Source organism: Isoptericola sp. NPDC019693, assembly GCF_044389085.1.
Lineage (GTDB): Bacteria > Actinomycetota > Actinomycetes > Actinomycetales > Cellulomonadaceae > Isoptericola.
Map to the genome: position 1 here is coordinate 459,772 of NZ_JBIRXP010000003.1, position 21,939 is coordinate 481,710.

The 21,939-nt window shown below is 72.8% G+C and carries 19 protein-coding genes; 16 read left to right on the forward strand and 3 right to left on the reverse strand.

Annotated elements, in window-relative coordinates; all coding sequences use genetic code 11:
- Positions 1–75: 75 nt before the first annotated feature.
- Positions 76–1,290, forward strand: a complete 1,215-nt coding sequence (locus ACH436_RS11235) for an ROK family transcriptional regulator (RefSeq protein WP_430560530.1) — start codon at positions 76–78, stop codon at positions 1,288–1,290.
- Positions 1,287–2,021 (forward strand): ATP-binding cassette domain-containing protein, encoded by a 735-nt coding sequence (locus ACH436_RS11240; RefSeq protein ID WP_430560262.1) that lies wholly within the window; start codon positions 1,287–1,289, stop codon positions 2,019–2,021. Before ACH436_RS11235 ends, ACH436_RS11240 begins: the two co-directional genes overlap by 4 nt.
- 27 nt (positions 2,022–2,048) lie before the next feature.
- Here ACH436_RS11240 and ACH436_RS11245 read toward each other — a convergent pair whose 3' ends face one another.
- Positions 2,049–3,434 carry an endo-1,4-beta-xylanase gene (locus ACH436_RS11245; RefSeq protein WP_430560263.1) on the reverse strand — a complete coding sequence of 462 codons (1,386 nt, stop codon included), beginning with the start codon at positions 3,432–3,434 and terminating at the stop codon, positions 2,049–2,051.
- 181 nt (positions 3,435–3,615) lie between these two features.
- A complete protein-coding gene (locus ACH436_RS11250; protein WP_430560264.1) occupies positions 3,616–4,149 on the reverse strand; it encodes a MarR family winged helix-turn-helix transcriptional regulator in 534 nt (177 codons plus the stop codon).
- Between the two features lie 108 nt (positions 4,150–4,257).
- Here ACH436_RS11250 and ACH436_RS11255 point away from each other — a divergent pair, with 108 nt between their 5' ends.
- A complete protein-coding gene (locus ACH436_RS11255; RefSeq protein WP_430560265.1) occupies positions 4,258–4,872 on the forward strand; it encodes an NADPH-dependent F420 reductase in 615 nt (204 codons plus the stop codon).
- A gap of 67 nt (positions 4,873–4,939) precedes the next feature.
- Positions 4,940–5,833: a VOC family protein gene (locus ACH436_RS11260; protein ID WP_430560266.1), complete on the forward strand. Its 894-nt coding sequence runs from the start codon at positions 4,940–4,942 to the stop codon at positions 5,831–5,833.
- Positions 5,834–5,935: 102 nt separating this feature from the next.
- Here the strand turns inward: ACH436_RS11260 and purU are convergent, their stop codons facing one another.
- Positions 5,936–6,793, reverse strand: coding sequence for a formyltetrahydrofolate deformylase (gene purU / locus ACH436_RS11265; RefSeq protein ID WP_430560267.1), 858 nt, complete (start codon positions 6,791–6,793; stop codon positions 5,936–5,938).
- A 69-nt stretch (positions 6,794–6,862) separates the two neighbouring features.
- Between purU and ACH436_RS11270 the strand changes: the two genes are divergently transcribed.
- The 12 genes from ACH436_RS11270 to yjfF all read left to right on the forward strand — a co-directional run bounded on the left by ACH436_RS11270 (position 6,863) and on the right by yjfF (position 21,841).
- Complete coding sequence (locus tag ACH436_RS11270; protein WP_430560268.1) at positions 6,863–7,417, forward strand: GNAT family N-acetyltransferase; 555 nt, start codon at positions 6,863–6,865, stop codon at positions 7,415–7,417.
- Positions 7,418–7,467: 50 nt separating this feature from the next.
- Positions 7,468–8,493 carry a LacI family DNA-binding transcriptional regulator gene (locus ACH436_RS11275; RefSeq protein WP_430560269.1) on the forward strand — a complete coding sequence of 342 codons (1,026 nt, stop codon included), beginning with the start codon at positions 7,468–7,470 and terminating at the stop codon, positions 8,491–8,493.
- Between the two features lie 132 nt (positions 8,494–8,625).
- Positions 8,626–10,071 (forward strand): glycoside hydrolase family 43 protein, encoded by a 1,446-nt coding sequence (locus ACH436_RS11280; protein ID WP_430560270.1) that lies wholly within the window; start codon positions 8,626–8,628, stop codon positions 10,069–10,071.
- 197 nt (positions 10,072–10,268) lie between these two features.
- A complete protein-coding gene (locus ACH436_RS11285; protein WP_430560531.1) occupies positions 10,269–11,903 on the forward strand; it encodes a xylulokinase in 1,635 nt (544 codons plus the stop codon).
- A 50-nt stretch (positions 11,904–11,953) separates the two neighbouring features.
- Complete coding sequence (locus ACH436_RS11290; protein ID WP_430560271.1) at positions 11,954–12,652, forward strand: L-ribulose-5-phosphate 4-epimerase; 699 nt, start codon at positions 11,954–11,956, stop codon at positions 12,650–12,652.
- A gap of 41 nt (positions 12,653–12,693) precedes the next feature.
- The gene (araA, locus tag ACH436_RS11295; protein ID WP_430560272.1) at positions 12,694–14,205 is read left to right on the forward strand and encodes an L-arabinose isomerase; all 1,512 of its coding nucleotides are present in this window, start codon (positions 12,694–12,696) and stop codon (positions 14,203–14,205) included.
- A gap of 91 nt (positions 14,206–14,296) precedes the next feature.
- A complete protein-coding gene (locus ACH436_RS11300) occupies positions 14,297–15,319 on the forward strand; it encodes a LacI family DNA-binding transcriptional regulator (RefSeq protein WP_430560273.1) in 1,023 nt (340 codons plus the stop codon).
- On the forward strand, positions 15,316–16,869 hold the full coding sequence (locus ACH436_RS11305; protein WP_430560274.1) for a sugar ABC transporter ATP-binding protein: 1,554 nt from the start codon (positions 15,316–15,318) through the stop codon (positions 16,867–16,869). The genes ACH436_RS11300 and ACH436_RS11305 overlap by 4 nt, the downstream gene beginning before the upstream one ends.
- 173 nt (positions 16,870–17,042) lie before the next feature.
- Positions 17,043–18,056, forward strand: coding sequence for an ABC transporter substrate-binding protein (locus tag ACH436_RS11310; RefSeq protein WP_430560275.1), 1,014 nt, complete (start codon positions 17,043–17,045; stop codon positions 18,054–18,056).
- A gap of 172 nt (positions 18,057–18,228) precedes the next feature.
- Positions 18,229–19,725, forward strand: a complete 1,497-nt coding sequence (locus ACH436_RS11315) for a sugar ABC transporter ATP-binding protein (protein ID WP_430560532.1) — start codon at positions 18,229–18,231, stop codon at positions 19,723–19,725.
- Complete coding sequence (locus ACH436_RS11320; protein WP_430560276.1) at positions 19,725–20,822, forward strand: ABC transporter permease; 1,098 nt, start codon at positions 19,725–19,727, stop codon at positions 20,820–20,822. The genes ACH436_RS11315 and ACH436_RS11320 overlap by 1 nt, the downstream gene beginning before the upstream one ends.
- Positions 20,819–21,841, forward strand: coding sequence for a galactofuranose ABC transporter, permease protein YjfF (gene yjfF, locus ACH436_RS11325; protein ID WP_430560277.1), 1,023 nt, complete (start codon positions 20,819–20,821; stop codon positions 21,839–21,841). Before ACH436_RS11320 ends, yjfF begins: the two co-directional genes overlap by 4 nt.
- Positions 21,842–21,939: the final 98 nt, after the last annotated feature.

The window sequence follows — 21,939 nt, forward strand, 5'->3', positions numbered from 1 at the left end:
GCGCGGGGCGGCGGACGACCGCCGCCCCGCGCGTCGTCGCACCTTAGACTCCCCGGCGTGAGAGGACGGCTGCCGATGGTGGGATCGCAGTCGTCGCTGCGCGAGGCGAACCGCGCGCGCGTCGTCGACGCGGTGAAGCGCCACGGGGGGCTGACCCAGGTCGAGCTCACCGGGGCCACCGGCCTCTCGCCCGCCACGGTGTCGACCATCGTCAAGGAGCTCGTGGCCGCCGAGCTGGTCGAGGTGCGCAACACGATCCGCTCCGGCCGGCGGGCCCAGCTCGTCACCCTCGCCCACCGCGTGGGGCTCGTCGCCGGCGTCCTGGTGGGCACGCGGCACCTGACCGTCGCGATCTCCGACGTGTCGCACGAGGTCCTCGCCGAGCAGGTGCTGCCGCTGCCCGCGGAGCACCGCGCCGACACGAGCCTCGACCGGGCCGCCCTGCTCGTCGTCGACCTGCTCGAGCGCGTCGGGTCGGAGCTCGACGAGGTGCTCGGCATCGGCCTCGGGCTGCCGGCCCCGGTCGACGCCTCCAGCGGGCAGGTCACGGTGCGGGGCATCCTGCGCGGCTGGGACGGCGTGCCGGTGGCGCAGGTGCTGGCCAAACGGCTGGCCCGGCCGGTGTTCGTGGACAACGACGCCAACCTGGGAGCGCTGGCCGAGAGCACGGTCGGCGCCGCGCGCGAGGTGCACGACGCGCTGTACGTGCGCGCCGGGCACGGCGTCGGGGCCGGCATCGTGCTGGCGGGCCGCGTGCACCGTGGGGTCGCGGGCACGGCGGGGGAGATCGGGCACGTGCAGGTGGACCCGGCGGGGAACATCTGCTCGTGCGGGAGCCGCGGCTGCCTCGACACGGTCGTCGGGGACCGGGCGCTGCTCGAGCCGCTGCGCAGCAGCCACGGGAGCCTGACCCTCGCCGACGTCGTGCGCCTGGCGAACGAGGACGACCCGGGCTGTCGGGAGATCGTCGCCGACGCCGGTACCGTGGTCGGCGGCGTCGTGGCCGGACTGGCGACGTCGCTCAACCCGGAGCTCGTCGTCGTCGGGGGAGCGCTGGCCGACACGGGCGAGGTCTTCCTCGGCCCGCTGCGGGACGCGCTGCGCCGCCGGACCATGCTGCAGCAGGTCACGCCCCTGGACGTGGTGCCCGCCGCGCTGGGGACGCGCGCCGAGCTGGAGGGCGCCATCGCGCTCGCGCTGCAGCACACCGACCTGCTGGAGCAGCCGGACGACGGGCCGCACGGCGCCGTGGCCGTGGGGCAGGTCCGCACAGGAGAGGGGAACCGGTGAGGGGACGCACGCCGCTGCTCGCGCTGCGGCAGGTCAGCAGGTACTTCGGCGCCGTCGAGGCCCTCGTCGACGTGGACCTCGAGGTGCACCCGCACGAGGTCGTGGCCCTCGTGGGCGACAACGGTGCGGGCAAGTCGACCCTCGCCCAGGTGGTGGCGGGCGTGCTGAGCCCGAGCTCGGGGCAGCTGGAGATCGACGGCGAGCCGGTGTCCATCACGTCTCCCTCGGCGGCCTACCAGCTCGGCGTGGCGAGCGTCTTCCAGGACCTCGCGGTGTGCGAGAACCTGGACGTCACCGCCAACGTCTTCCTGGGGCAGGAGCTGCGGGGGCGCGCCGGCCTGCTGCGCGACGGCGAGATGGAGACCGAGACCCGCGCGCTCCTGGAGCACCTCACCGTCCGGATCCCGTCGGTGCGCACGCCGCTGCGGCACCTGTCCGCCGGGCAGCGCCAGGCCGTCGCCATCGCCCGCACGCTCATCGGCCAGCCCCGCATCGTGGTGCTCGACGAGCCGACGGCGGCGCTCTCGGTGGCCCAGACCGCCGAGGTGCTCACCCACATCCAACGGCTGCGCGAGCTCGGGCTGGGGGTCGTCCTCATCAGCCACAACCTCAACGACGTGCGCGCGGTCTCCGACCGCATCGAGGTGCTGCGCCACGGCCGGAACAACGGGTCGTTCCCGGCCACCGCGACGCACGAGGAGATCCTCGCCGCGATCACCGGCGCGGCCTGAGGGCCGCGGGGGCGGGCCCCGCGACCCTCAGGCGTTCGGGTCAGCGGCCCAGGAGGCCGAGCAGCTGACGGTCGGCCAGGTCCAGTCCCCGCCGTGCGTCACGGTGAACCCGAACGACGTCGACTGCCCGGCGGCCAGCGTGCCGTTCCCGCTCGGGCGCATCGTCATGACCTTGCCCGAGGAGTCCCAGGTGGGCGTGCCGTTCCATGTGGCGCTGATCCGCTGGGCGGAGCTGACGGTCACGGTCGAGGTCCAGGACGAGATGTTCCGGTCGGCCCTGATGGTCACGGTCCCGTTGAAGCGGTCGCCCCACTTCTGGCCCTCGGAGTAGGTGGCGGTGCAGCCGCTGCCACCGGTCGGCGGCGGAGTGCTCTCGCCGGGGCCGGGATCGCCGCCGCCCTGGCCGTCGTTGAGGACGTTCAGCACCGCGGTGTAGGCGGCCTTCTTCTGGCCGTTGCCGTCGAAGAGCAGCGGGGTGCCGCTGGCGCGCCACGAGTCGGAGTCGCGCACGCCCCACACGGTGATGCCCGTGCAGCGGGACACGGCGAGGCACGCCTGCGTGACCCCCCGGTACTGCTCGGCCTGCGAGGTGCCGGACCCCTCGATGTCCAGCTCGGTGATCTGCACGTCCACGCCGAGGTCGGCGAAGTGCTGCAGCGTCTCGTGGTAGTTGTTCGGCACCGGGTTGCCGCTGTTGAAGTGGGCCTGGAAGCCCACGCAGTCGATCGGCACGCCGCGGGCCTTGAAGTCCTTGACCATGGCGTAGACGCCCTGCGTCTTGGCGTGCGACCAGTTGTCGGTGTTGTAGTCGTTGTAGCAGAGCTTCGCGTTCGGGTCCGCGGCCCGGGCGGCTCGGAAGGCCGCCTCGATCCAGTCGTTGCCGGTGCGCTGGAGGTTGGAGTCACGCCGGGCGCCGGACGAGCCGTCCGCGAACGCCTCGTTGACCACGTCCCACGCGTAGATCTTGCCGCGGTAGTGCGTGGCGACCTGGGTGACGTGGTTGAGCATCGCCTGCCGCAGCTGCGAGCCGCTCATGTTCTGCATCCAGCCCGGCTGCTGCGAGTGCCACGCCAGCGCGTGGCCGCGCACCCGCTTGCCGTTGCTGGTGGCCCAATTGACGATCCGGTCGCCGGCCGCATAGTTGAACACCCCCTGCTGCGGCTCGGTGGCGTCCATCTTCATCTCGTTCTCGGCCGTGATCATGCCGAACTCGCGGTTCGCGATCGTCGTGTACTGCGCGTCGTTCAGCTTGCCCTGCGCGATCGCCGTGCCGAAGTAGCGGCCCTGGTCCGCGGCGGCTTCGTGCAGCGTGCTCCCTGCGGCCTGCGCGCTGAGGGCCGTCCCGGCGAGCAGGCCGATCCCGGCCACCGCCGCTCCCACCGCCGCGCGCCATCGCGTCGTCGTGCGCTTCATCGATCCCATCCTTCGTTCTCGAGCGTGCTCATCCTTGAGTGATGCTCTGCCACGAGGCCTCGTCATCGAGCGGTCGGGGTCGCCGACGTCCTGAGGCTAGGTAGAAAACGTTTTCGAGACAACCCCTGCGGGTGAATTCCTGCGCGGGCGACGCGTTCGGCGCTCCAGGTGGCGGCGGCCCTCAGCCTCGCGAGCGGTCGTTGCGGCCGAACTGGTCGTGCGGGTCGATGTGGGTGAGCACCTTGTCGAGCGCGCCGGTGAGGGTGCGGAGCTCGGCGGGGTCGAGGTCGTCGAACACGTTCTCCAGCACGGTGCGCACGTGGCCGGGGGCGGTGGCGACGACCTTCCGCCAGCCCTCGTCGGTCAGGTGGGCGATGGTGGCGCGGCGGTCGTCGGGGGCGGTGCAGCGCTCGACGAAGCCGCGCGCCTCGAGGCGGCGCGCCACGTGCGAGAGCCGGGGGAGGGTGGCGCTGGTGAGCCGGGCGAGCTCGGTCATCCGCAGGTCGCGGCCGGGTGCCTCCGAGAGCATCGCGAGCACGATGTACTCGAAGTGGGTGAGGTCGGCGTCGCGCCGCAGCTGCTGGTCGAGGGCCGCGGGCAGCAGCTCGATCACCGCCTGGAGCCGGAGCCACGTGCGCATCTGCTCGGCGTCGAGCCAGCGCGGCTCGCCCGCGTCCTGCTGTGCGCCCCGGGGTGTTCCCTGCGTGGTCGTCACCGTGCCCTCCGTCCCTGTCCCCGCGAAAGTTGACGCTACAACTATAGCGGGTCTATGTTGGTTGTAGCGTCAACCAAACGGGTCGACGACGGATCCTCAGGAGGAACCATGGCCACCATCAGCATCCTCGGCACCGGGAACATGGGCTCCGCGATCGCGGGCCTGGCGCTCGCCGGCGGCAACGACGTCCAGGTCGTCGCCCGCGACGTCGCCAAGGCCGCGGCCGTGGACGCGGGCGTCACCGCCGCCGCGTTCGGTGAGGCGCTCACGGGCGAGATCGTCGTCCTGGCCCTGCCGTACCCCGCGCTCGACGACGTCGTCGCGACCTACGGCGACCAGCTCGCCGGCCGCACCGTCGTGGACCTCACCAACCCGCTGGACTTCGCGACCTTCGACGCGCTCGTCGTGCCGGCCGACTCCTCGGCCGCGGCCGAGCTGGCGGCGAAGCTTCCCGGCGCGTCCGTGCTCAAGGCGTTCAACACCAACTTCGCGGCGACGCTCGTCAGCGGCACCGTGGGTGACGTGCCCACGACCGTCCTCGTGGCGGGCGACGACGCGGACGCCAAGGCCGCGTTCTCCGCGGCGTTCGACGGCTCCGCCGTCCGTGTCGTCGACGCCGGCTCGCTCAAGCGCGCCCGCGAGCTCGAGTCCCTCGGCTTCCTCCAGCTCACGCTGGCCGCCGGCGAGAAGACCCAGTGGACCACGGGCTTCGCCCTGCTCTGAGATCCTCTCGATCATCCACCCGCCCCAGCCCCAGCCCCAGCCTCAGCCCCAGCACCAGGAGCCGACCATGACCTCGTCGTCGACCGCACCGAGCCGCCGCCCCGACCTCCTCGCGGCGGACACCGCGATGGGCGCCGTGACGCTGCACGTGGGCGACCTCGGCGCGATGAGCGCCTACTACCGCGAGGCGATCGCGCTCGAGGAGATCCCCGCGCTCGGAGAGCCGGGGCGGGTGGTGCTGGGGCGCGGCGGGGTGCCCGTCGTGGCGCTGCAGCACACGCCGGGGCTGCCGGCGACGTCGCGGAACCAGGCCGGGCTGTTCCACACGGCCGTCCTCTTCGACACGGAGGAGGCTCTCGCCGCCGCCGTCGCGCACGCCGCGCAGCACCCGCTGTCGCGGTTCGCGGGGAACTCCGACCACTGGGTGTCGCGGGCGTTCTACTTCACCGACCCCGAGGACAACGGCATCGAGCTGTACTGGGACCGGCCGCGCGACGTCTGGCAGCACGACGGCGGCGGCCGCGTCGCGATGGGCTCCGACTGGTTCGACCCGCAGGAGTTCCTCCAGCGGCACCTGACCGAGGACGCCCTCGCCGGCACCGCGGGCCAGGCCGCCCAGGTCGGGCACGTCCACCTCCAGGTGGGTGACATCCCGACGGCGCAGAAGTTCTACGTCGACACCCTCGGCTTCGAGATCATGGCGACGTTCCACGGCGCCCTGTTCGTCGCCGCCGGCGGGTACCACCACCACATGGCGATGAACACCTGGAACAGCGCCGGCGCCGGCCCGCGGGCGGCGACCCTCGGGCTCGGGCAGGTGGCGCTCACCGTGCCCACGCGCGACGAGGTCGGGGCGCTCGCGGACCGGCTGAGGCACGCCGGCGTCGCGGCGCGCGACGACGGCCGGACGCTGCGCTTCGACGACCCGTGGAACACGCTCGTCGAGGTCTCGGTGGCCTGACCCACCGTTCCGCCGAACAGGCGGTTGACACCGTTATGGGCGGCGAAGTCCCCCCATAACGGTGTCAACCGCCTGTTCGGCAGCGGGCGGGGGTGGCGGAGGTCAGCGGAAGACGACGGTGCGGTGGCCGTCGAGCAGCACCCGGTGCTCGGCGTGCCACCGCACGGCGCGCGCGAGGGTGCGGCGCTCGACGTCCTCGCCGATCGCGACCAGGTCGGCGACGGCACGCGAGTGGTCCACGCGCTCGACGTCCTGCTCGATGATCGGGCCCTCGTCGAGGTCGCCCGTCACGTAGTGCGACGTCGCGCCGATGAGCTTCACGCCGCGGTCGTGCGCCTGCGCGTAGGGGCGCGCGCCCTTGAAGCTCGGCAGGAACGAGTGGTGGATGTTGATGACCTGGCCGGCGAGGTCGCGGCACAGCTCGTCCGACAGGATCTGCATGTACCGGGCGAGGACGACCAGCTCGACGTCGAGCTCGGCGACCAGCTCCCGCAGCCGGTCCTCCGCGGCCGCCTTCGTGTCCTTCGTCACCGGCACGTGGTGGAACGGCTTGCCGTAGAACGCGGCCATGTCCGCCAGGTCGTCGTGGTTGCCGACCACGCCGACGACGTCGATGGGCATGCCCTGGTACCGCTCGCGGTACAGCAGGTCGACCAGGCAGTGCGGCGCCTTGCTGACCAGCACCAGCGTGCGCAGGCGGCGGCCGACGACGTCGAGCTGCCAGGTCATGCCGAACCGCTCCGCCACCGGCGTGAGCGCCGCGGCGAGGGCCTCGCGCCCGGCCGTCTCCTCGACGTCGAGCGCCACCTGCACGCGCATGAAGAACAGGCCCGACGCCGGGTCCCCGAACTGCTGCGACTCGGTGATGTTGCCGCCGTGCTCGGCCAGCACGCCCGCGACGGCGTGCACGATCCCGGGGCGGTCGGGGCAGGAGAGGGTCAGCACCCATTCGGTCGTCACCCGCCCATTGTCACCGACCGTCCCGGGCGCGCGACGACACGTCCGCCGTCCGTCTGCCACGATGTCCCCATGAGCGAGGCACCCGGCACCGACGCCCAGGACGTCCAGCAGGAGAGCGGCGACGACACGCTGCGGATCGCACTGGTGGAGGACGCCCAGGCGGGCGAGCTGCTGACGCTGCGGCGGGCGGCGTTCGTCAGCGAGGCGCAGCTGTACGACGACCCGCACATCCCGCCGCTGACGCAGACGCTGCACGAGCTGCGCGACGACATGGCGCGCGACGACGTCGTGACGGTGGGCGCGTGGGAGGGGCACCGCCTCGTCGGGTCCCTGCGCCTGGAGATCGAGGGCCCCAAGGCGACGATCGGCCGGCTCGCCGTCGCGCCGGACCAGCAGGCCAAGGGCATCGGCACGTCCCTGATGTTCGCCATCCTGCAGTTCCTGCCCTCCGAGGTCACGGAGGTGTGGGCGTTCACGGGCAAGGACTCGAAGAAGAACCTCGCCATGTACACCAAGCACGGGTACGAGGAGCAGTACGACCGGGCGGCGGGCAAGCTCACGCTGACGTACCTGCGCCGGGTGCTCGACGAGGTCGACGCGAGGAACGCGGCTCAGGAACGATGACCGACGTCGGCGGTCGGGCTGCCGCGCGTCCGCGCTCGCGGCGCCCGTCCATGGCCGACGTCGCGGCGGTCGCGGGGGTCTCCCACCAGACGGTCTCCCGGGTGCTCAACGGCCACCCGAGCGTGCGCGGCGAGACCCGCGAGCGGGTGCTGGAGGCCATCGCGTCCCTCGGCTACCGGCGCAACAGCGCCGCCCGTGCGCTCGCGACGGCGCGCTCCACGACCCTCGGGGTCGTCACGACCGGCTCGGCGCTGTTCGGCCCCACGAGCACCCTCATCGCGATCGAGGGGGCGGCGCGCGACCAGGGGTACTTCGTCTCGGTGGCGACGCTGCGGCGCTACGACGCGGAGGCGATGCACGAGGCCCTGGAGCACTTTATGGACCAGGGCGTGGAGGCGATCGTCGTCATCGCCCCGCAGGACGACGTCGCCGCGGCGGTCGAGTCGTTCCGCGCGCCCGTCCCGGTGCTGGTCGTCGCGGCCCTCGAGAAGCTGCCGCGCGACGCCGGCACGACGGCGGCCGGGCCGACGACGCTGTCCCTCGCCGTCGACCAGCGTGCCGGGGCGCGCGCCGCGACGGAGCACCTGCTCGCCCTCGGGCACCGCGACGTGCTGCACGTCGCCGGGCCGCAGGACTGGTTCGACGCCCGCGAGCGCGCCGCCGGCTGGCGGGAGGCGCTCGAGGCGCGGGGGATCGTGCCGAGCCGGCCGCGGTACTGCACCTGGTCGGCCGAGGACGGGTACGCCGCGGGCCGCGACCTCGCGGAGGCCGTGGTGGCGCACGAGGGCCCGACGGCGGTGTTCGCCGGGAACGACCAGCTCGCGCTCGGCATCCTCCGCGCGTTCTGGGAGCGGGGCCTCTCCGTGCCCGACGACGTGTCCGTGGCGGGCTTCGACGACGTCGCCGGCGCCGCCTACTTCGTGCCGCCGCTGACCACGGTGCGCCAGCCGTTCGGGGTGCTGGGGGAGCGCAGCGTCGCGATGGTCGTCGCGGCGCTCGCCGACGCGAGCGTCCCGACCGAGCGGATCGTGCCCGAGCTCGTGGTGCGCTCGAGCACGGCGCCGCCGGCGCGCTGACCCGCGGCGCGTGCCGTGGCCCCGCCGGGCGCACCGCTCGCCGCGGACGACCCGGCGCACCGTTGACCGCCGTCCCCGCGGCTGGGTAGATTCTCCGCATCCACAGTTCTACATCGTTGTAGAGGAGACATGATGCGCAGATCCCTCAGGCAGGCCCGGGCCGCCGCGGCCGGGGTGCTGACGACCGTGCTGCTCGGCGCCTCGCTGGTCGCCGCCACGACCGTCGGCCCCGCCACCGCCACGCCCGGCGCGGCGGAGCGCGGCGGGCACGACAGCTCGGCGTCGTCCGCCCCGACCGGAGGCCTGTCCGTGACCGGCGAGACCTCGCCGGTGCACGACCCGGCGCTCGTCGTCGACGACGACGGCACCTGGCGCGTCTACACCACGGGCCTGGTGAACCGCGAGAAGGGCGGCACCATCCAGATGTGGTCGAGTCACGACGACGGCGTGACCTGGGCCTACGACGGCACGATCTGGGACGAGATCCCCGCCTGGATCGACGAGCGCTTCGCGGCCGACGGCGACGGCGTGCTGCCCGACAACCTCTGGGCGCCCGAGGTGTACGAGCACGACGGCACCTACTACCTCTACTACTCGGCGTCGCGCTTCGGCACGAACACCTCGGTGACCGCCCTGGCCACCAACACGACGCTGGACCCGGCCGACCCGGACTACGCGTGGGTCGACCAGGGCCCGGTGATCAGCTCGCCGAACGACATCGCCGGCGGCAAGACCTTCAATGCCATCGACGCGGGCATCGTGGAGGGCGCCGACGGCACCCCGTACATGGCGATCGGCTCGTACTGGTACGGCGTCTTCCTCGTCGAGCTCGAGTGGCCCAGCGGCAAGCTCGCCGACGGTGCGCTGGAGAACGCCACCCACCTGGTCGACCGCATGATGGCGGGCAACCCGGTCGAGGCGCCGTACGTCTACGAGCGTGACGGCTGGTACTACCTGTTCGTCTCGTTCGACCGGTGCTGCCAGGGTCTCGACAGCACCTACCAGGTGGCGGTCGGGCGCTCGCGCGACGTCGCCGGCCCGTACCTCGACCAGGACGGCCGGGACATGGCCGACGGCGGCGGCACGGTGCTGCTCTCCTCGCACGGCGCGGTCGTGGGCCCGGGCGGCCAGTCGGTGTCCGACGGCGTCCTCGCCTTCCACTACTACGACGCCGCGAACGCCGAGATCCCCGGCTTCCCGACGCTCGGGCTGCAGCGCCTGGGCTGGGAGGACGGCTGGCCCGTGGTGGACCAGACGGTCGAGGAGCCGGTGGTCACGGCGGACCCGCGCGACGTGACGGTCCGCGGCAACCGGCCGGCCACCTTCGAGGTCGAGGTGTCCGGCACGCCGGTGCCCGTCGTCACGTGGGAGGTCTCCGACGACGACGGCGACACCTGGTCGGCCGCGCCGGTCGGCGCGACCCGCGCCGTCGACGGCACCGCACGCTGGACCCTCAAGCACGCCGGGCGCGAGCCGGACGGCCTGCTCGTGCGCGCCGTCGTCGCCAACGCCCACGGCGAGGCGCGCAGCGAGGCGGCGCAGCTCGACGTCGTGAGCCCCGGGCGCCCGACGAGGTAGTCCGGCCCTCGCCGAGGTAGTGCACGGCTCGCCGAGGTAGTGGTCTGGACCACTACCTCGGCGAGCCCGTGACTACCTCGGCGAGACATGCACTACCTCGGCGAGACTGGTGCTGCCTCACGGGTTGGGTAGCGACCCATGTGAGCGCTAACATGGAACGACACCACGACGCCCGGCCGGGCGGGGACGGAGCAGGGATGGCGGAGCAGGGCACGCAGCCGGACGACGGGACCGAGGTCCGGGAGGCGATCGCCACCGGGAGGGCCACGCTGGGCATCGAGCTCGGCTCCACCAACATCAAGGCGTGCCTGATCGGGCCGGACCACGCGCCGATCGCGAGCGGCTCCCACGCGTGGGAGAACGAGCTCGCGGACGGCGTCTGGACGTACTCGCTCGACGCCGTGCACGCCGGGCTGCAGGGCGCCTACGCCGCGCTGGTGGCCGACGTCGAGCGACGCTACGGCGTGCGCCCCACCACCTACGCGGCCCTCGGCGTCTCGGCCATGATGCACGGCTACCTGCCGTTCGACGCGGACGGCGAGCTGCTCGTCCCGTTCCGCACCTGGCGCAACACGAACACCGGCCCGGCGGCCGCCGAGCTCTCCGCCCTCTTCGGGTACAACATCCCGCTGCGCTGGTCGATCGCCCACCTCTACCAGGCGATCCTCGACGACGAGCCGCACGTGCCGCAGGTCGCGTCGTTCACCACGCTGGCCGGGTACGTGCACCGCGCGCTCACGGGGCGCCACGTGCTCGGCGTCGGCGACGCGTCGGGCATGTTCCCGATCGACCCCGCCACGGGCGACTACGACGCGCGGATGCTGGAGCAGTTCCGCCACCTCGCCGCGGCCAAGCGGCCGGGGCTGGACGTCGGGGGCCTGCTGCCGCAGGTCCTGAGCGCGGGCGCGGACGCCGGCCGGCTCACCCCCGAGGGCGCCGCGCTGCTCGACCCCTCGGGCACGCTGCAGCCCGGCGTGCTCCTCTGCCCGCCCGAGGGCGACGCCGGCACGGGCATGGTCGCCACCGGCTCCGTCGCCCCGCGCACCGGCAACATCAGCGCGGGCACGTCCATCTTCGCGATGGTGGTGCTCGAGCGTCCGCTGACCTCCGTGCACCACGAGCTCGACCTCGTCACGACGCCCGCGGGCGACCTCGTCGCGATGGTGCACTGCAACAACGGCGCCAGCGAGCTCGACGCGTGGGCCGGCGTCTTCGGGCAGTTCGCCGCCGCGCTCGGCGCCCCCGCCGAGCCCGACGCCGTCTTCGGCGCGCTCTTCCGGGCCGCGCTCGACGGCGCCCCCGACGGCGGCGGCCTCCTCGCCTACAACTACCTCGCCGGCGAGCCGATCACCGGCCTCGACGAGGGCCGCCCGCTCGTGGTGCGCACGCCCGACAGCCGCCTCACGCTGGCGAACTTCGCGCGCACGCAGCTCTACGGGGTGTTCGGCACCCTCGCGCTCGGCATGCGCGTGCTGCACGGCGAGGGCGTCGCGATCGACACGATGTTCGCCCACGGCGGCCTGTTCAGGACCGCCGGCGTGGCCCAGCGGCTGCTGGCCGGCGCGATCGACGCCCCCGTGGCCGTCGGGCAGACGGCGGGGGAGGGCGGCGCCTGGGGCATCGCCCTGCTCGCGGCCTACGCCCGGGCCGCTGCCGACGCGACGGGCCAGGACGCACCCGCCCTCGACGCCTACCTGGCCGAGCAGGTCTTCGCCGACGCCCGGCTCGACGTCGCCGAGCCCGCCGCCGACGACGTCGCGGGCTTCGCCGCCTACCTGAAGCGGTACTCCGCCGGCCTCGCGGTCGAGCGCGCCGCCACCACCGCCCTCTGACGTCGCACCGTCGACGCCCCGACGACCCGAACCCCGCACTGGAGAAGCACATGAGCACCCGCACCGAGGTCCCCGCGCACCTGCGCGCCGCCGTCGACGCCGCCAAGGAGAAGGTCGCGGCGCTGCACGCCGAGCTGCCCCGCTGGGAGCTCGTGGTGTGGACCGCCGGGAACGTGTCCGAGCGCGTGGCGAACCCCGAGGGCGACGACCTGCTCGTCATCAAGCCGTCCGGCGTGTCCTACGACGACATCACCCCCGAGGCCATGGTGGTCTGCGACCTGGACGGCAACCTCGTCGAGGGCGACCGCTCGCCGTCGTCCGACACCGCCGCGCACGCCTACGTGTACAGCCACATGCCCGAGGTGGGCGGCGTCGTGCACACGCACTCCACCTACGCCACGGCGTGGGCCGCGCGCGCCGAGGAGATCCCCTGCGTGCTCACGATGATGGCCGACGAGTTCGGCGGCCCCATCCCCGTGGGCCCGTTCGCGATCATCGGCGACGACTCGATCGGCCGCGGCATCGTCAAGACCCTGAGCGGCCACCGGAGCCCGGCGGTCCTCATGCAGAACCACGGCCCGTTCACCATCGGCAAGGACGCGCGCGCCGCGGTCAAGGCCGCCGTGATGGTCGAGGAGGTGGCCCGCACGGTGCACGTGTCGCGCCAGCTCGGCGAGCCGCTGCCGATCGAGCAGCAGCACATCGACTCGCTCTACGCGCGCTACCAGAACGTCTACGGCCAGCACTGAGCCGGCCGCCCCGAACCAGACCTGATCCAGAGAGGAAACCCATGAGCAAGCCGTACGCCGACCGCGAGGTCTGGTTCTTCACCGGCAGCCAGGACCTGTACGGCCCCGAGACGCTGGAGCAGGTCGCCCAGCAGTCCCAGGAGGTCGCCCGCGCGCTCGACGCGTCGTCCGACGTGCCCGCGAAGGTCGTCTGGAAGCCCGTGCTCAAGGACGCGGGCTCCATCCGCCGCGCGATGCTCGACGCGAACGCGGACGACAAGGTGCTCGGCGTCATCACGTGGATGCACACGTTCAGCCCGGCCAAGATGTGGATCTCCGGCCTCGACGCGCTGCGCAAGCCGCTGCTGCACCTGCACACGCAGGCGAACGTCGAGCTGCCGTGGGCGGACATCGACATGGACTTCATGAACCTCAACCAGGCCGCGCACGGCGACCGCGAGTACGCCTACCTGGCCACGCGCCTGGGCGTCGCGCGCACCACCGTCGTGGGTCACGTGTCGAACCCGGCCGTGACCCGCCGCGTCGGCACCTGGGTGCGCGGCGCCGCGGGCTGGGCCGCCACGCACGAGCTCAAGCTGGTGCGCTTCGGCGACAACATGCGCAACGTCGCCGTCACCGAGGGCGACAAGACCGAGGCGGAGCTGCGCTTCGGTGTCTCGGTGAACACGTGGGGCGTCAACGACCTGGTCGCCGCGGTCGAGGCCGTGGACGACGCGGCGGTCGACGCGCTCGTCGCGGAGTACGAGGACCTCTACGACGTCGCCGAGGAGCTCCGCCAGGGCGGCGAGCGGCACGAGTCCCTGCGGTACGCGGCCCGCCAGGAGATCGCCATGGAGGCGTTCCTCGTCGAGCGCGGCGCCAAGGCGTTCACCACGAACTTCGAGGACCTCGGCGCGCTGCGCCAGCTGCCCGGCATCGCCGTGCAGCGCCTCATGAGCAAGGGCTACGGCTTCGGCGCCGAGGGCGACTGGAAGACGGCCGTCCTGGTGCGCGCGGCGAAGGTCATGGGCGAGGGGCTGCCCGGCGGCGCCTCCCTCATGGAGGACTACACCTACGACCTCACGCCCGGCTCCGAGCTCATCCTCGGCGCCCACATGCTCGAGGTCTGCCCCTCCCTCACGACGTCGAAGCCCCGGGTGGAGATCCACCCGCTCGGCATCGGCGGCAAGGAGGACCCGGTCCGCATGGTGTTCGACGCCGACGCGACCGAGGGCGCCGTCGTCGTCTCGCTGGCCGACATGCGCGACCGCTTCCGCCTCACCGCGAACGTGGTCGACGTCGTGCCGCCGACCCACGAGCTGCCGAACCTCCCCGTCGCCCGCGCCGTCTGGGCCCCGCGCCCCGACTTCACCACCTCCGCCGAGGCGTGGCTGACCGCCGGTGGCGCGCACCACACCGTGATGTCGACGGCGGCGGGCGTCGAGGCGTTCGAGGTGTTCGCCCACATCGCGCGCACCGAGCTCCTCGTCATCGACGAGGACACCACGCGCCGCGGCTTCGCCGACCAGGTGCGGTGGAACCAGGTGTACTACCGCCTCGCCCAGGGGCTCTGAGCACGACCACCGGTGACCGGCCGGCGGTTCGGTAGGCTGACGCCGCCGAGCCGCCGGGCCGGCCGGTGGACGCACCCCGTGGAGGCCCCGCATGGCGAGTCCCGCCGCCGACAAGCCGAACATCCGGCAGGTCGCGCAGCTCGCCGGCGTCTCCCACATGACGGTGTCGCGGGTGCTCAACGACCACCCGAACATCCGCGAGGCCACCCGACGCCGGGTCGAGGAGGCCATCGACCAGCTCGGCTACAGGCCGAACATGACGGCCCGGGCCCTGGCCACGCAGCGCAGCCGCCGCATCGGCGTCCTCGTGGAGAGCGCGGCGACGTTCGGGCCGACCAGCACGCTGTACGCCGTCGAGTCGGCCGCCCGCGCCTCCGGGTACGTGGTCAGCTCCGTGCTGCTGCGGGCGGGGGAGGAGATCACCCCCCAGGAGGCGGTCGACCACCTCGTCGCGCAGGGCGTGGACGCGCTCTGCGTCGTCGCCCCCCGGTCGTCGTCGATCGCCGCTCTGCGCCGCATCGCCGTCGGGGTCCCGGTGCTCGTCGTCAAGCCCGACAAGGACCCGACGTTCCTCACCGTGACCGTCGACCAGCAGGCGGGGACGGCGCTCGCCGTCGACCACCTCGTCTCGCTCGGGCACCGCGACATCCTGCACCTCGCCGGTCCGCTCGACTGGCTGGACGCCCGGACCCGCGAGCGTTCCTTCCACGCCCGCGCGAAGTCGTGGGGCCTGCGCGAGCGCCCCATCGTCGTGGGGGACTGGACGGCCGACTTCGCCTACGACTTCGCGCGCGGGATCCGCGAGCTGCCGGAGTACACGGCGATCTTCGCCGCGAACGACGACATGGCCGTGGGCCTCGTGCACGGGCTGCACGACCGGGGCTTCTCCGTCCCCGACGACCTCAGCGTCGTCGGCTTCGACGACATCCCCCTGGCGCGGCACGTCATCCCCCCGCTGACCACCGTGCGGCAGAACTTCCACGCCCTGGGCGTGTCGGTCGTCGACGTCCTGCGCGCCGCCATCGAGGAGCAGGAGATCCCGACGGTCACGAAGATCCCCCCGGAGCTCGTCGCGCGGGCGTCGAGCGCCCCGCCGCGGAAGGCCGGCCGATGACGTCGCGGGCCGGGGCGGCGGCGCCCGTGGTGGAGATGCGCGGGATCACGGTGGAGCGCGCCGGGGTGCGGGTCCTGGACGGCGTGGACCTGGTGCTGCGGCCCGGCGAGGTGCACGCGCTCATGGGGGAGAACGGCGCGGGCAAGTCGACCCTGATCGGCGCGCTGACGGGGACGCTGCCGATCCTGGCGGGGACGGTGGTGGTGGACGGCGTGACGAGCCCGCCGACGAGCGTCGCCCAGAGCCGCGCCGACGGCATCGCGACGGTCTTCCAGGAGACGCACCTGAGCCCGCACCTGACGGTGGCGGAGAACGTCATGATCGGCCACGAGGTGCGCGGCTGGTTCGGCATCGACTGGGGGCGGACGCGGGCGCGCGCGTCGGCCGCGCTCGCGGCGCTGGGCATCGAGGACATCGACCCGCGCGTCCCCCTGGCGGCGCTGTCACCCGCGACCAAGCAGCTCGTGGCGGTGGCGCGCGCGATCGTCCTGGAGCCGCGAGTGCTCGTGCTCGACGAGCCCACGTCGAGCCTCGACGCGGACGAGGCCGCCCGCCTGCTGGGCGTGGTGCGGCGCCTGTGCGACCAGGGCGTCGCGGTGCTGTTCGTCTCGCACTTCCTCGAGCAGGTCTTCGAGGTGAGCGACCGGATGACGGTGCTGCGGGGCGGGCGTGTCGTCGCGGAGTTCCGGACGGCGGACGTCGAGCGCGCCGAGGTGATCTCCAAGATGCTCGGCGAAGACATCGACGCGCTCCAGGCGCTGCGCTCGCAGCGGCTCGCGCACCACTACGCGGGGGCGGGCGAGGCGACGCTGCGGGCCGAGTCCCTCGGGCGTCACGGCGTGCTCGAGCCGACCGACCTCGAGCTGTCCCGGGGCGAGGTCGTGGGCCTCGCCGGGCTGCGCGGCTCGGGCCGCAGCGAGCTCGCCCGGCTGATGAGCGGCGCGGAGCGCGCCGACCGCGGGGAGCTGTGGCTCGACGGCGTCCGGGTGCAGCTGCGGAGCCCGGGTGCCGCGCTGCGCCACCGGATCGCGATGTCGAGCGAGAACGTGCGCGACGACGGGATCGTCGCGGGGCTCACGGTGCGGGAGAACATCGTGCTCGCGCTGCAGGCGCTGCGCGGCTGGTCGCGGCCGCTGTCGCGCGGCGAGCAGGACGCCGTCGTCGACACGTACCTCGACGCGCTGCAGCTGTCGCCCGACGACCTGGACCGCCCGGCCGGCGAGCTGTCCGGCGGCACGCAGCAGAAGGTGCTGCTCGCCCGGCTGCTGGCGACCCGCCCGCACGTCCTCATCCTCGACGAGCCGACGCGCGGCATCGACATCGCCGCCAAGCTGGAGATCCAGCGCCGGGTGGCGCGGCTGGCGGGCGAGGGGGTGGCCGTGGTCTTCATCTCCTCCCAGCTGGAGGAGGTGGTGCGCCTCGCCGACCGCATCGTCGTGCTCAAGGACCGCGAGAAGATCGGCGAGCTGAGCAACGGGCCGGGCGTCACGGTGGACACCATCGTCGAGATGATCGCCGCGGAGCTGGACGAGCCCGACCCCGGCGACTGACCCACGGAGCGCCCGTCGAGGGCGTTACGCGATCGTGACGTGGATTCCTGGACGGCCCCTATTGTGACCGGTCACATCTCCGCTATGTTAGCGGTCACACAAGCGTTGCCGGAGGGTCAGAGAAGACCCACGGACCGGGTCCACCGGTCAGCCGGCGTCTCAAGGAGGAGATCATGAGCAAGAACTTCCGGCGCGCCGGCGCGGCGCTGTTCGCCGCGGCCCTGACCGCGGCCTCGCTGGTCGCGTGCAGCAGCGAGCAGGCGCCCCAGAGCGGCGGCGACGGCGGGGGCGGCGGCGAGTCGGCCGCGGCCTCGGACACCATCGTCCTCGGCTTCTCGCAGGTCGGGGCCGAGTCCGGCTGGCGCGCGGCCAACACCAAGTCCATCCAGGACACCCTCACGCAGGAGAACGGCTTCGACCTCAAGTTCTCCGACGCGCAGCAGAAGCAGGAGAACCAGATCCAGGCGATCCGGTCCTACATCCAGCAGGGGGTCGACGTCATCGCCTTCTCCCCGGTCGTCGAGACCGGCTGGGACGCCGTGCTCGAGGAGGCCAAGGCCGCGAACATCCCGGTCGTCCTCACGGACCGCGCCGTCAACTCCGACGACGACACCCTCTACGAGTCGTTCATCGGCTCCGACTTCGTCGAGGAGGGCAAGCGCGCCGGCGAGTGGGCCAAGGAGCAGTACGACGGCGAGGGCTACAAGATGGTGGAGCTGCAGGGCACCACAGGGTCGGCCCCGGCGAACGACCGCAAGGAGGGCTTCGGCGAGGCGATCGCGGGCAGCGACATCGAGCTGATCGATTCGCAGACCGGCAACTTCACCCGCACCGAGGGCAAGCAGGTGATGGAGGGCTTCCTGCAGAAGTACGACGACATCGACCTCGTCTTTGCCCACAACGACGACATGGGCTTGGGCGCCATCGAGGCGATCGAGGCCGCGGGCAAGGTGCCCGGCGAGGACATCAAGATCATCACCGTCGACGGCGTCAAGGACGGCATGCAGGCGCTCGCGGACGGCAAGATCAACTACATCGTCGAGTGCAACCCGCTGCTCGGCCCCGACCTCGCGGAGATCGCGAAGAAGGTCGTGGCGGGCGAGGAGGTCGAGAAGCGCATCGTCGTCAAGGACGAGGCGTTCGACCAGGAGGCGGCGAAGGCGGCCCTGCCGGACCGTCAGTACTGACCGTCGGTACTCTCCACCGAGACCCGCGGTGGGTGCGGTGCGGGACGCCCGCCCCGCGCCCACCGCGCTCCACGGAAGGCTCCACGGAAGGTCAACGATGACGCCATCGGACGCCGGCGACGCCGGCAGCACCACCGACGACCGCCCGGAGGCGGTGCGCCCCGTCGTCGAGATGACCGGGATCTCCATCGAGTTCCCGGGCGTCAAGGCGCTCGACGGGGTCGACCTCCGGCTCCTGCCCGGCGAGGTGCACGCCCTCATGGGCGAGAACGGCGCGGGGAAGTCCACGCTGATCAAGGCGCTCACGGGCGTCTACGGCATCGACGCCGGCCAGATTCTCGTCGACGGCGAGCCGCACCTCTTCTCCGGGCCGGGCGAGGCGCAGGCCGCGGGGATCGCCACGGTGTACCAGGAGGTCAACCTCTGCGAGAACCTCACGGTCGCGGAGAACATCATGCTCGGCAACGAGCCCCGGCGGCTCGGCGCCATCGACTGGCCCCGCACGCGCCGCCGGGCCGCCGAGCACCTCGCCACCATGGGGCTCGACATCGACCCCGCCTCGTCGCTCGGCGCGCACTCGATCGCCGTGCAGCAGCTCGTCGCGATCAGCCGCGCCATGGTGGTGGACGCCAAGGTGCTCATCCTCGACGAGCCGACGTCCAGCCTCGACGCCGACGAGGTCGCGCGCCTCTTCGCGGTCGTCCGCCGGCTGCGCGACCAGGGCGTCGCGATCCTGTTCGTGTCGCACTTCCTCGATCAGGTCTTCGAGCTGTCCGACCGGATGACCGTGCTCCGCAACGGCGCGCGGGTGGGGGAGTACCGCACGGCGGAGCTCAGCCGCACCGAGCTCGTCTCGCGGATGATCGGCCGGTCGATGGAGGTGCTGGAGGACCTGGAGGTCCGCACCGAGCGCGACGCCGACACGGCGCAGGGCGAGCCCTTCGTCCAGGCCGTGGGCCTCGGCCGCCGGGGGGCCGTGCAGGCCTTCGACCTGGACGTGCACGTGGGCGAGGTCGTGGGGCTGGCCGGGCTGCTCGGCTCGGGCCGTACGGAGCTGGCCCGCCTGCTCGCCGGCGCCGACCGGGCCGACGAGGGCACGCTGTCCGTCAAGGGCGCCCCGACCCGGCTGCGCACGCCCCGCGCGGCGATCTCGCGCAAGATCGCCTTCTCCTCGGAGGACCGCAAGGCCGAGGGCGTCGTGGGTGACCTGTCGGTGCGCGAGAACATCGTGCTCGGCCTCCAGGCGGAGCGCGGCTGGCTGCGGCCGCTGCCCGGCAAGCAGGTCGACGAGATCGTGCACCGGTACATCGAGGCGCTGAACATCCGGCCCGCGAACCCGGACGCCCTGCTGCGCAACCTGTCGGGCGGCAACCAGCAGAAGGTGCTCCTGGCCCGGTGGCTGGCGACCGCGCCCGAGCTGTTCATCCTCGACGAGCCGACGCGCGGCATCGACGTCGGCGCCAAGGCGGAGATCCAGCGCCTGGTGTCCGACCTCGCGGCGCGCGGCATGGCGGTCCTGTTCATCTCCGCCGAGCTCGAGGAGGTGGTGCGGCTCAGCCACCGCATCGCCGTCATGCGCGACCGGCAGAAGGTCGCCGAGCTGACCAACACCGACACCGTCGGCGTCGACGACGTCGTCGAGCTCATCGCGAGCGGAGGGAACCGCTGATGCCCACGTCCCAGGCCGCCGGCGGCTTCGGCGCCGTCGTGCGCCACCACCTGTTCTGGCCCGTGGTCGCGCTGGTCGTGCTGCTCGCCGTCAACACGGCCGTCCGCCCGGGCTTCCTGTCCGTGTCGATCCTCGACGACCACCTCTTCGGCTCGCCGATCGACATCCTGCGCAACTGCGCCCCGCTGATGCTGGTCGCGCTCGGCATGTCGCTCGTGATCGCGACGCGCGGCATCGACCTCTCGGTGGGCGCCGTGGTGGCGATCTCCGGGGCGGTGGCCCTGACCTTCATCGCGGGCGCCGAGGACCCGGCCTCGCCGACGACCGTGCTCCTGGCGATCGGGATGGCCCTCGCGCTCGGCCTGGTGCTCGGCGTGTGGAACGGCTTCCTCGTGTCGGTGCTCGGGATCCAGCCCATCATCGCGACCCTCATCCTCATGACCGCCGGGCGCGGTGTCGCCATGCTCATCACCGAGGGGCAGATCACCACGGTCACGAGCGCGCCGTTCAAGACCCTCGGCGCCGGGTTCTGGCTCGGGCTGCCGGTCGCGACGCTCGTGGCGTTCGGCGTCTACGCGCTCGTCGCGCTCCTGGTGCGGCGCACGGCGCTGGGGATGCTCGTCGAGTCGGTCGGCATCAACCCGGCCGCGAGCCGCCTCGCCGGCGTGCGGGCGCGGACCATCGTGTGGACCGTCTTCGCGCTGTCCGGGCTCTTCTCGGCCCTCGCCGGGCTGATCCTGTCCTCGAACGTCATGGCGGCCGACGCGAACAACGCCGGCCTGTTCATCGAGCTGGACGCGATCCTCGCCGTCGTGATCGGCGGCACGTCGCTCGCGGGCGGCAAGTTCTCCCTCTCCGGCACGTTCGTCGGCGTGCTCATCATCGCGACGCTGTCGCTCACGGTGACGAACGTCGGCATCTCCCCGCTCGTGACGCCGTTGTTCAAGGCGCTCGTCGTCGCCGCGGTGACGCTGCTCCAGTCGCCGGTGATGCGGCGCAAGCTCATGGAACGCACGCGACGGCGTGGCAGGACGGCGCCCGTCGCGCCGTCCGACAAGCCCGCCGACGTGTCCACGGACAAGGTGGTGGCCTCATGACGACCCTCGCATCCTCGCGTCGCGGGGCACCCGCGCCGGACGGCGTGCCGGCCGTGGGCCGCCGCCTGCGCGTCGACCGCCGGTACCTGCCGGTGGTGGGCACGCTCGTGGTGTTCGTGCTGCTGCTCGTGCTGGGCGGCGCGCGCTACGACAACTTCCTGTCCGTCGGCGTGCTGGCGAACCTGTTCATCAACAACGCGTTCCTCATCGTCCTGGCGGTCGGGATGACGTTCGTCATCCTCACGGGCGGCATCGACCTCTCCGTGGGGTCGGTGCTGGCGCTGTCCGGCGTGACGGCGGCGTACCTGCTGCAGGCCGGCGTGCCCGCCGGCGTGGTGATCCCGCTGGTCGTGCTGGTCGGATCGCTGATCGGCCTCCTCGTGGGCGCGATGGTGCACGTCTTCGAGGTGCAGCCGTTCATCGCGACCCTCGCGGCGATGTTCTTCGCCCGCGGCCTGTGCTTCCTCATCGCCCCGGAGTCGATCCCGATCGACGACGAGACCTTCGTCGCGCTCGCCGCCTGGGACACGTGGGCGGGCGGACAGTGGCGGATCACGTCGAGCGTCGTGATCGCGCTGGTCGTGGTGGCGGTCGCGTTCTACCTGCTGCACTACACGCAGTTCGGCCGCACCGTGTACGCCATCGGCGGCGGGGAGCAGTCGGCCCGGCTCATGGGCCTGCCCGTCGCACGCACCAAGGTGCTCGTCTACGTCATCAGCGGCACCTGCGCCGGCCTCGGCGGCCTGCTGTTCGCCATGTTCTCGCGGTCGGGCTACTCCCTGACCGGCGTCGGCATGGAGCTGGACGCGATCGCGGCCGTCGTCATCGGCGGCACGCTGCTCACCGGCGGCACCGGGTTCGTGCTCGGTTCCGTGCTGGGCGTCCTCGTGCTCGGCCTGATCCAGACGATCATCACCTTCGAGGGCACCCTCAGCTCCTGGTGGACCAAGATCGTCATCGGCGCGCTGCTGCTGGTCTTCGTGGTCCTGCAGCGGCTGCTCGCGCTGCGGCGCTCGTAGCCCTCGGGAACGAACGCCCGTCCGGGCGGCGGGGCAGGCGGCGCGCGCCGCCGGCGGCCCCGCCGTCCCACCTCGCACCAGAAACCCCCCGCACCTGT

Excerpts from the sequence above, each read along its gene's own strand:
- ACH436_RS11235 (WP_430560530.1), top strand. The coding sequence starts at position 76 with ATGGTGGGATCGCAGTCGTCGCTGCGCGAGGCGAACCGCGCGCGCGTC.
- ACH436_RS11245 (WP_430560263.1), bottom strand. The coding sequence starts at position 3,434 with ATGAAGCGCACGACGACGCGATGGCGCGCGGCGGTGGGAGCGGCGGTG.
- ACH436_RS11255 (WP_430560265.1), top strand. The coding sequence starts at position 4,258 with ATGGCCACCATCAGCATCCTCGGCACCGGGAACATGGGCTCCGCGATC.
- ACH436_RS11260 (WP_430560266.1), top strand. The coding sequence starts at position 4,940 with ATGACCTCGTCGTCGACCGCACCGAGCCGCCGCCCCGACCTCCTCGCG.
- ACH436_RS11270 (WP_430560268.1), top strand. The coding sequence starts at position 6,863 with ATGAGCGAGGCACCCGGCACCGACGCCCAGGACGTCCAGCAGGAGAGC.
- ACH436_RS11275 (WP_430560269.1), top strand. The coding sequence starts at position 7,468 with ATGGCCGACGTCGCGGCGGTCGCGGGGGTCTCCCACCAGACGGTCTCC.
- ACH436_RS11280 (WP_430560270.1), top strand. The coding sequence starts at position 8,626 with ATGCGCAGATCCCTCAGGCAGGCCCGGGCCGCCGCGGCCGGGGTGCTG.
- ACH436_RS11285 (WP_430560531.1), top strand. The coding sequence starts at position 10,269 with ATGGCGGAGCAGGGCACGCAGCCGGACGACGGGACCGAGGTCCGGGAG.
- ACH436_RS11290 (WP_430560271.1), top strand. The coding sequence starts at position 11,954 with ATGAGCACCCGCACCGAGGTCCCCGCGCACCTGCGCGCCGCCGTCGAC.
- araA (WP_430560272.1), top strand. The coding sequence starts at position 12,694 with ATGAGCAAGCCGTACGCCGACCGCGAGGTCTGGTTCTTCACCGGCAGC.
- ACH436_RS11300 (WP_430560273.1), top strand. The coding sequence starts at position 14,297 with ATGGCGAGTCCCGCCGCCGACAAGCCGAACATCCGGCAGGTCGCGCAG.
- ACH436_RS11305 (WP_430560274.1), top strand. The coding sequence starts at position 15,316 with ATGACGTCGCGGGCCGGGGCGGCGGCGCCCGTGGTGGAGATGCGCGGG.
- ACH436_RS11310 (WP_430560275.1), top strand. The coding sequence starts at position 17,043 with ATGAGCAAGAACTTCCGGCGCGCCGGCGCGGCGCTGTTCGCCGCGGCC.
- ACH436_RS11315 (WP_430560532.1), top strand. The coding sequence starts at position 18,229 with ATGACCGGGATCTCCATCGAGTTCCCGGGCGTCAAGGCGCTCGACGGG.
- ACH436_RS11320 (WP_430560276.1), top strand. The coding sequence starts at position 19,725 with ATGCCCACGTCCCAGGCCGCCGGCGGCTTCGGCGCCGTCGTGCGCCAC.
- yjfF (WP_430560277.1), top strand. The coding sequence starts at position 20,819 with ATGACGACCCTCGCATCCTCGCGTCGCGGGGCACCCGCGCCGGACGGC.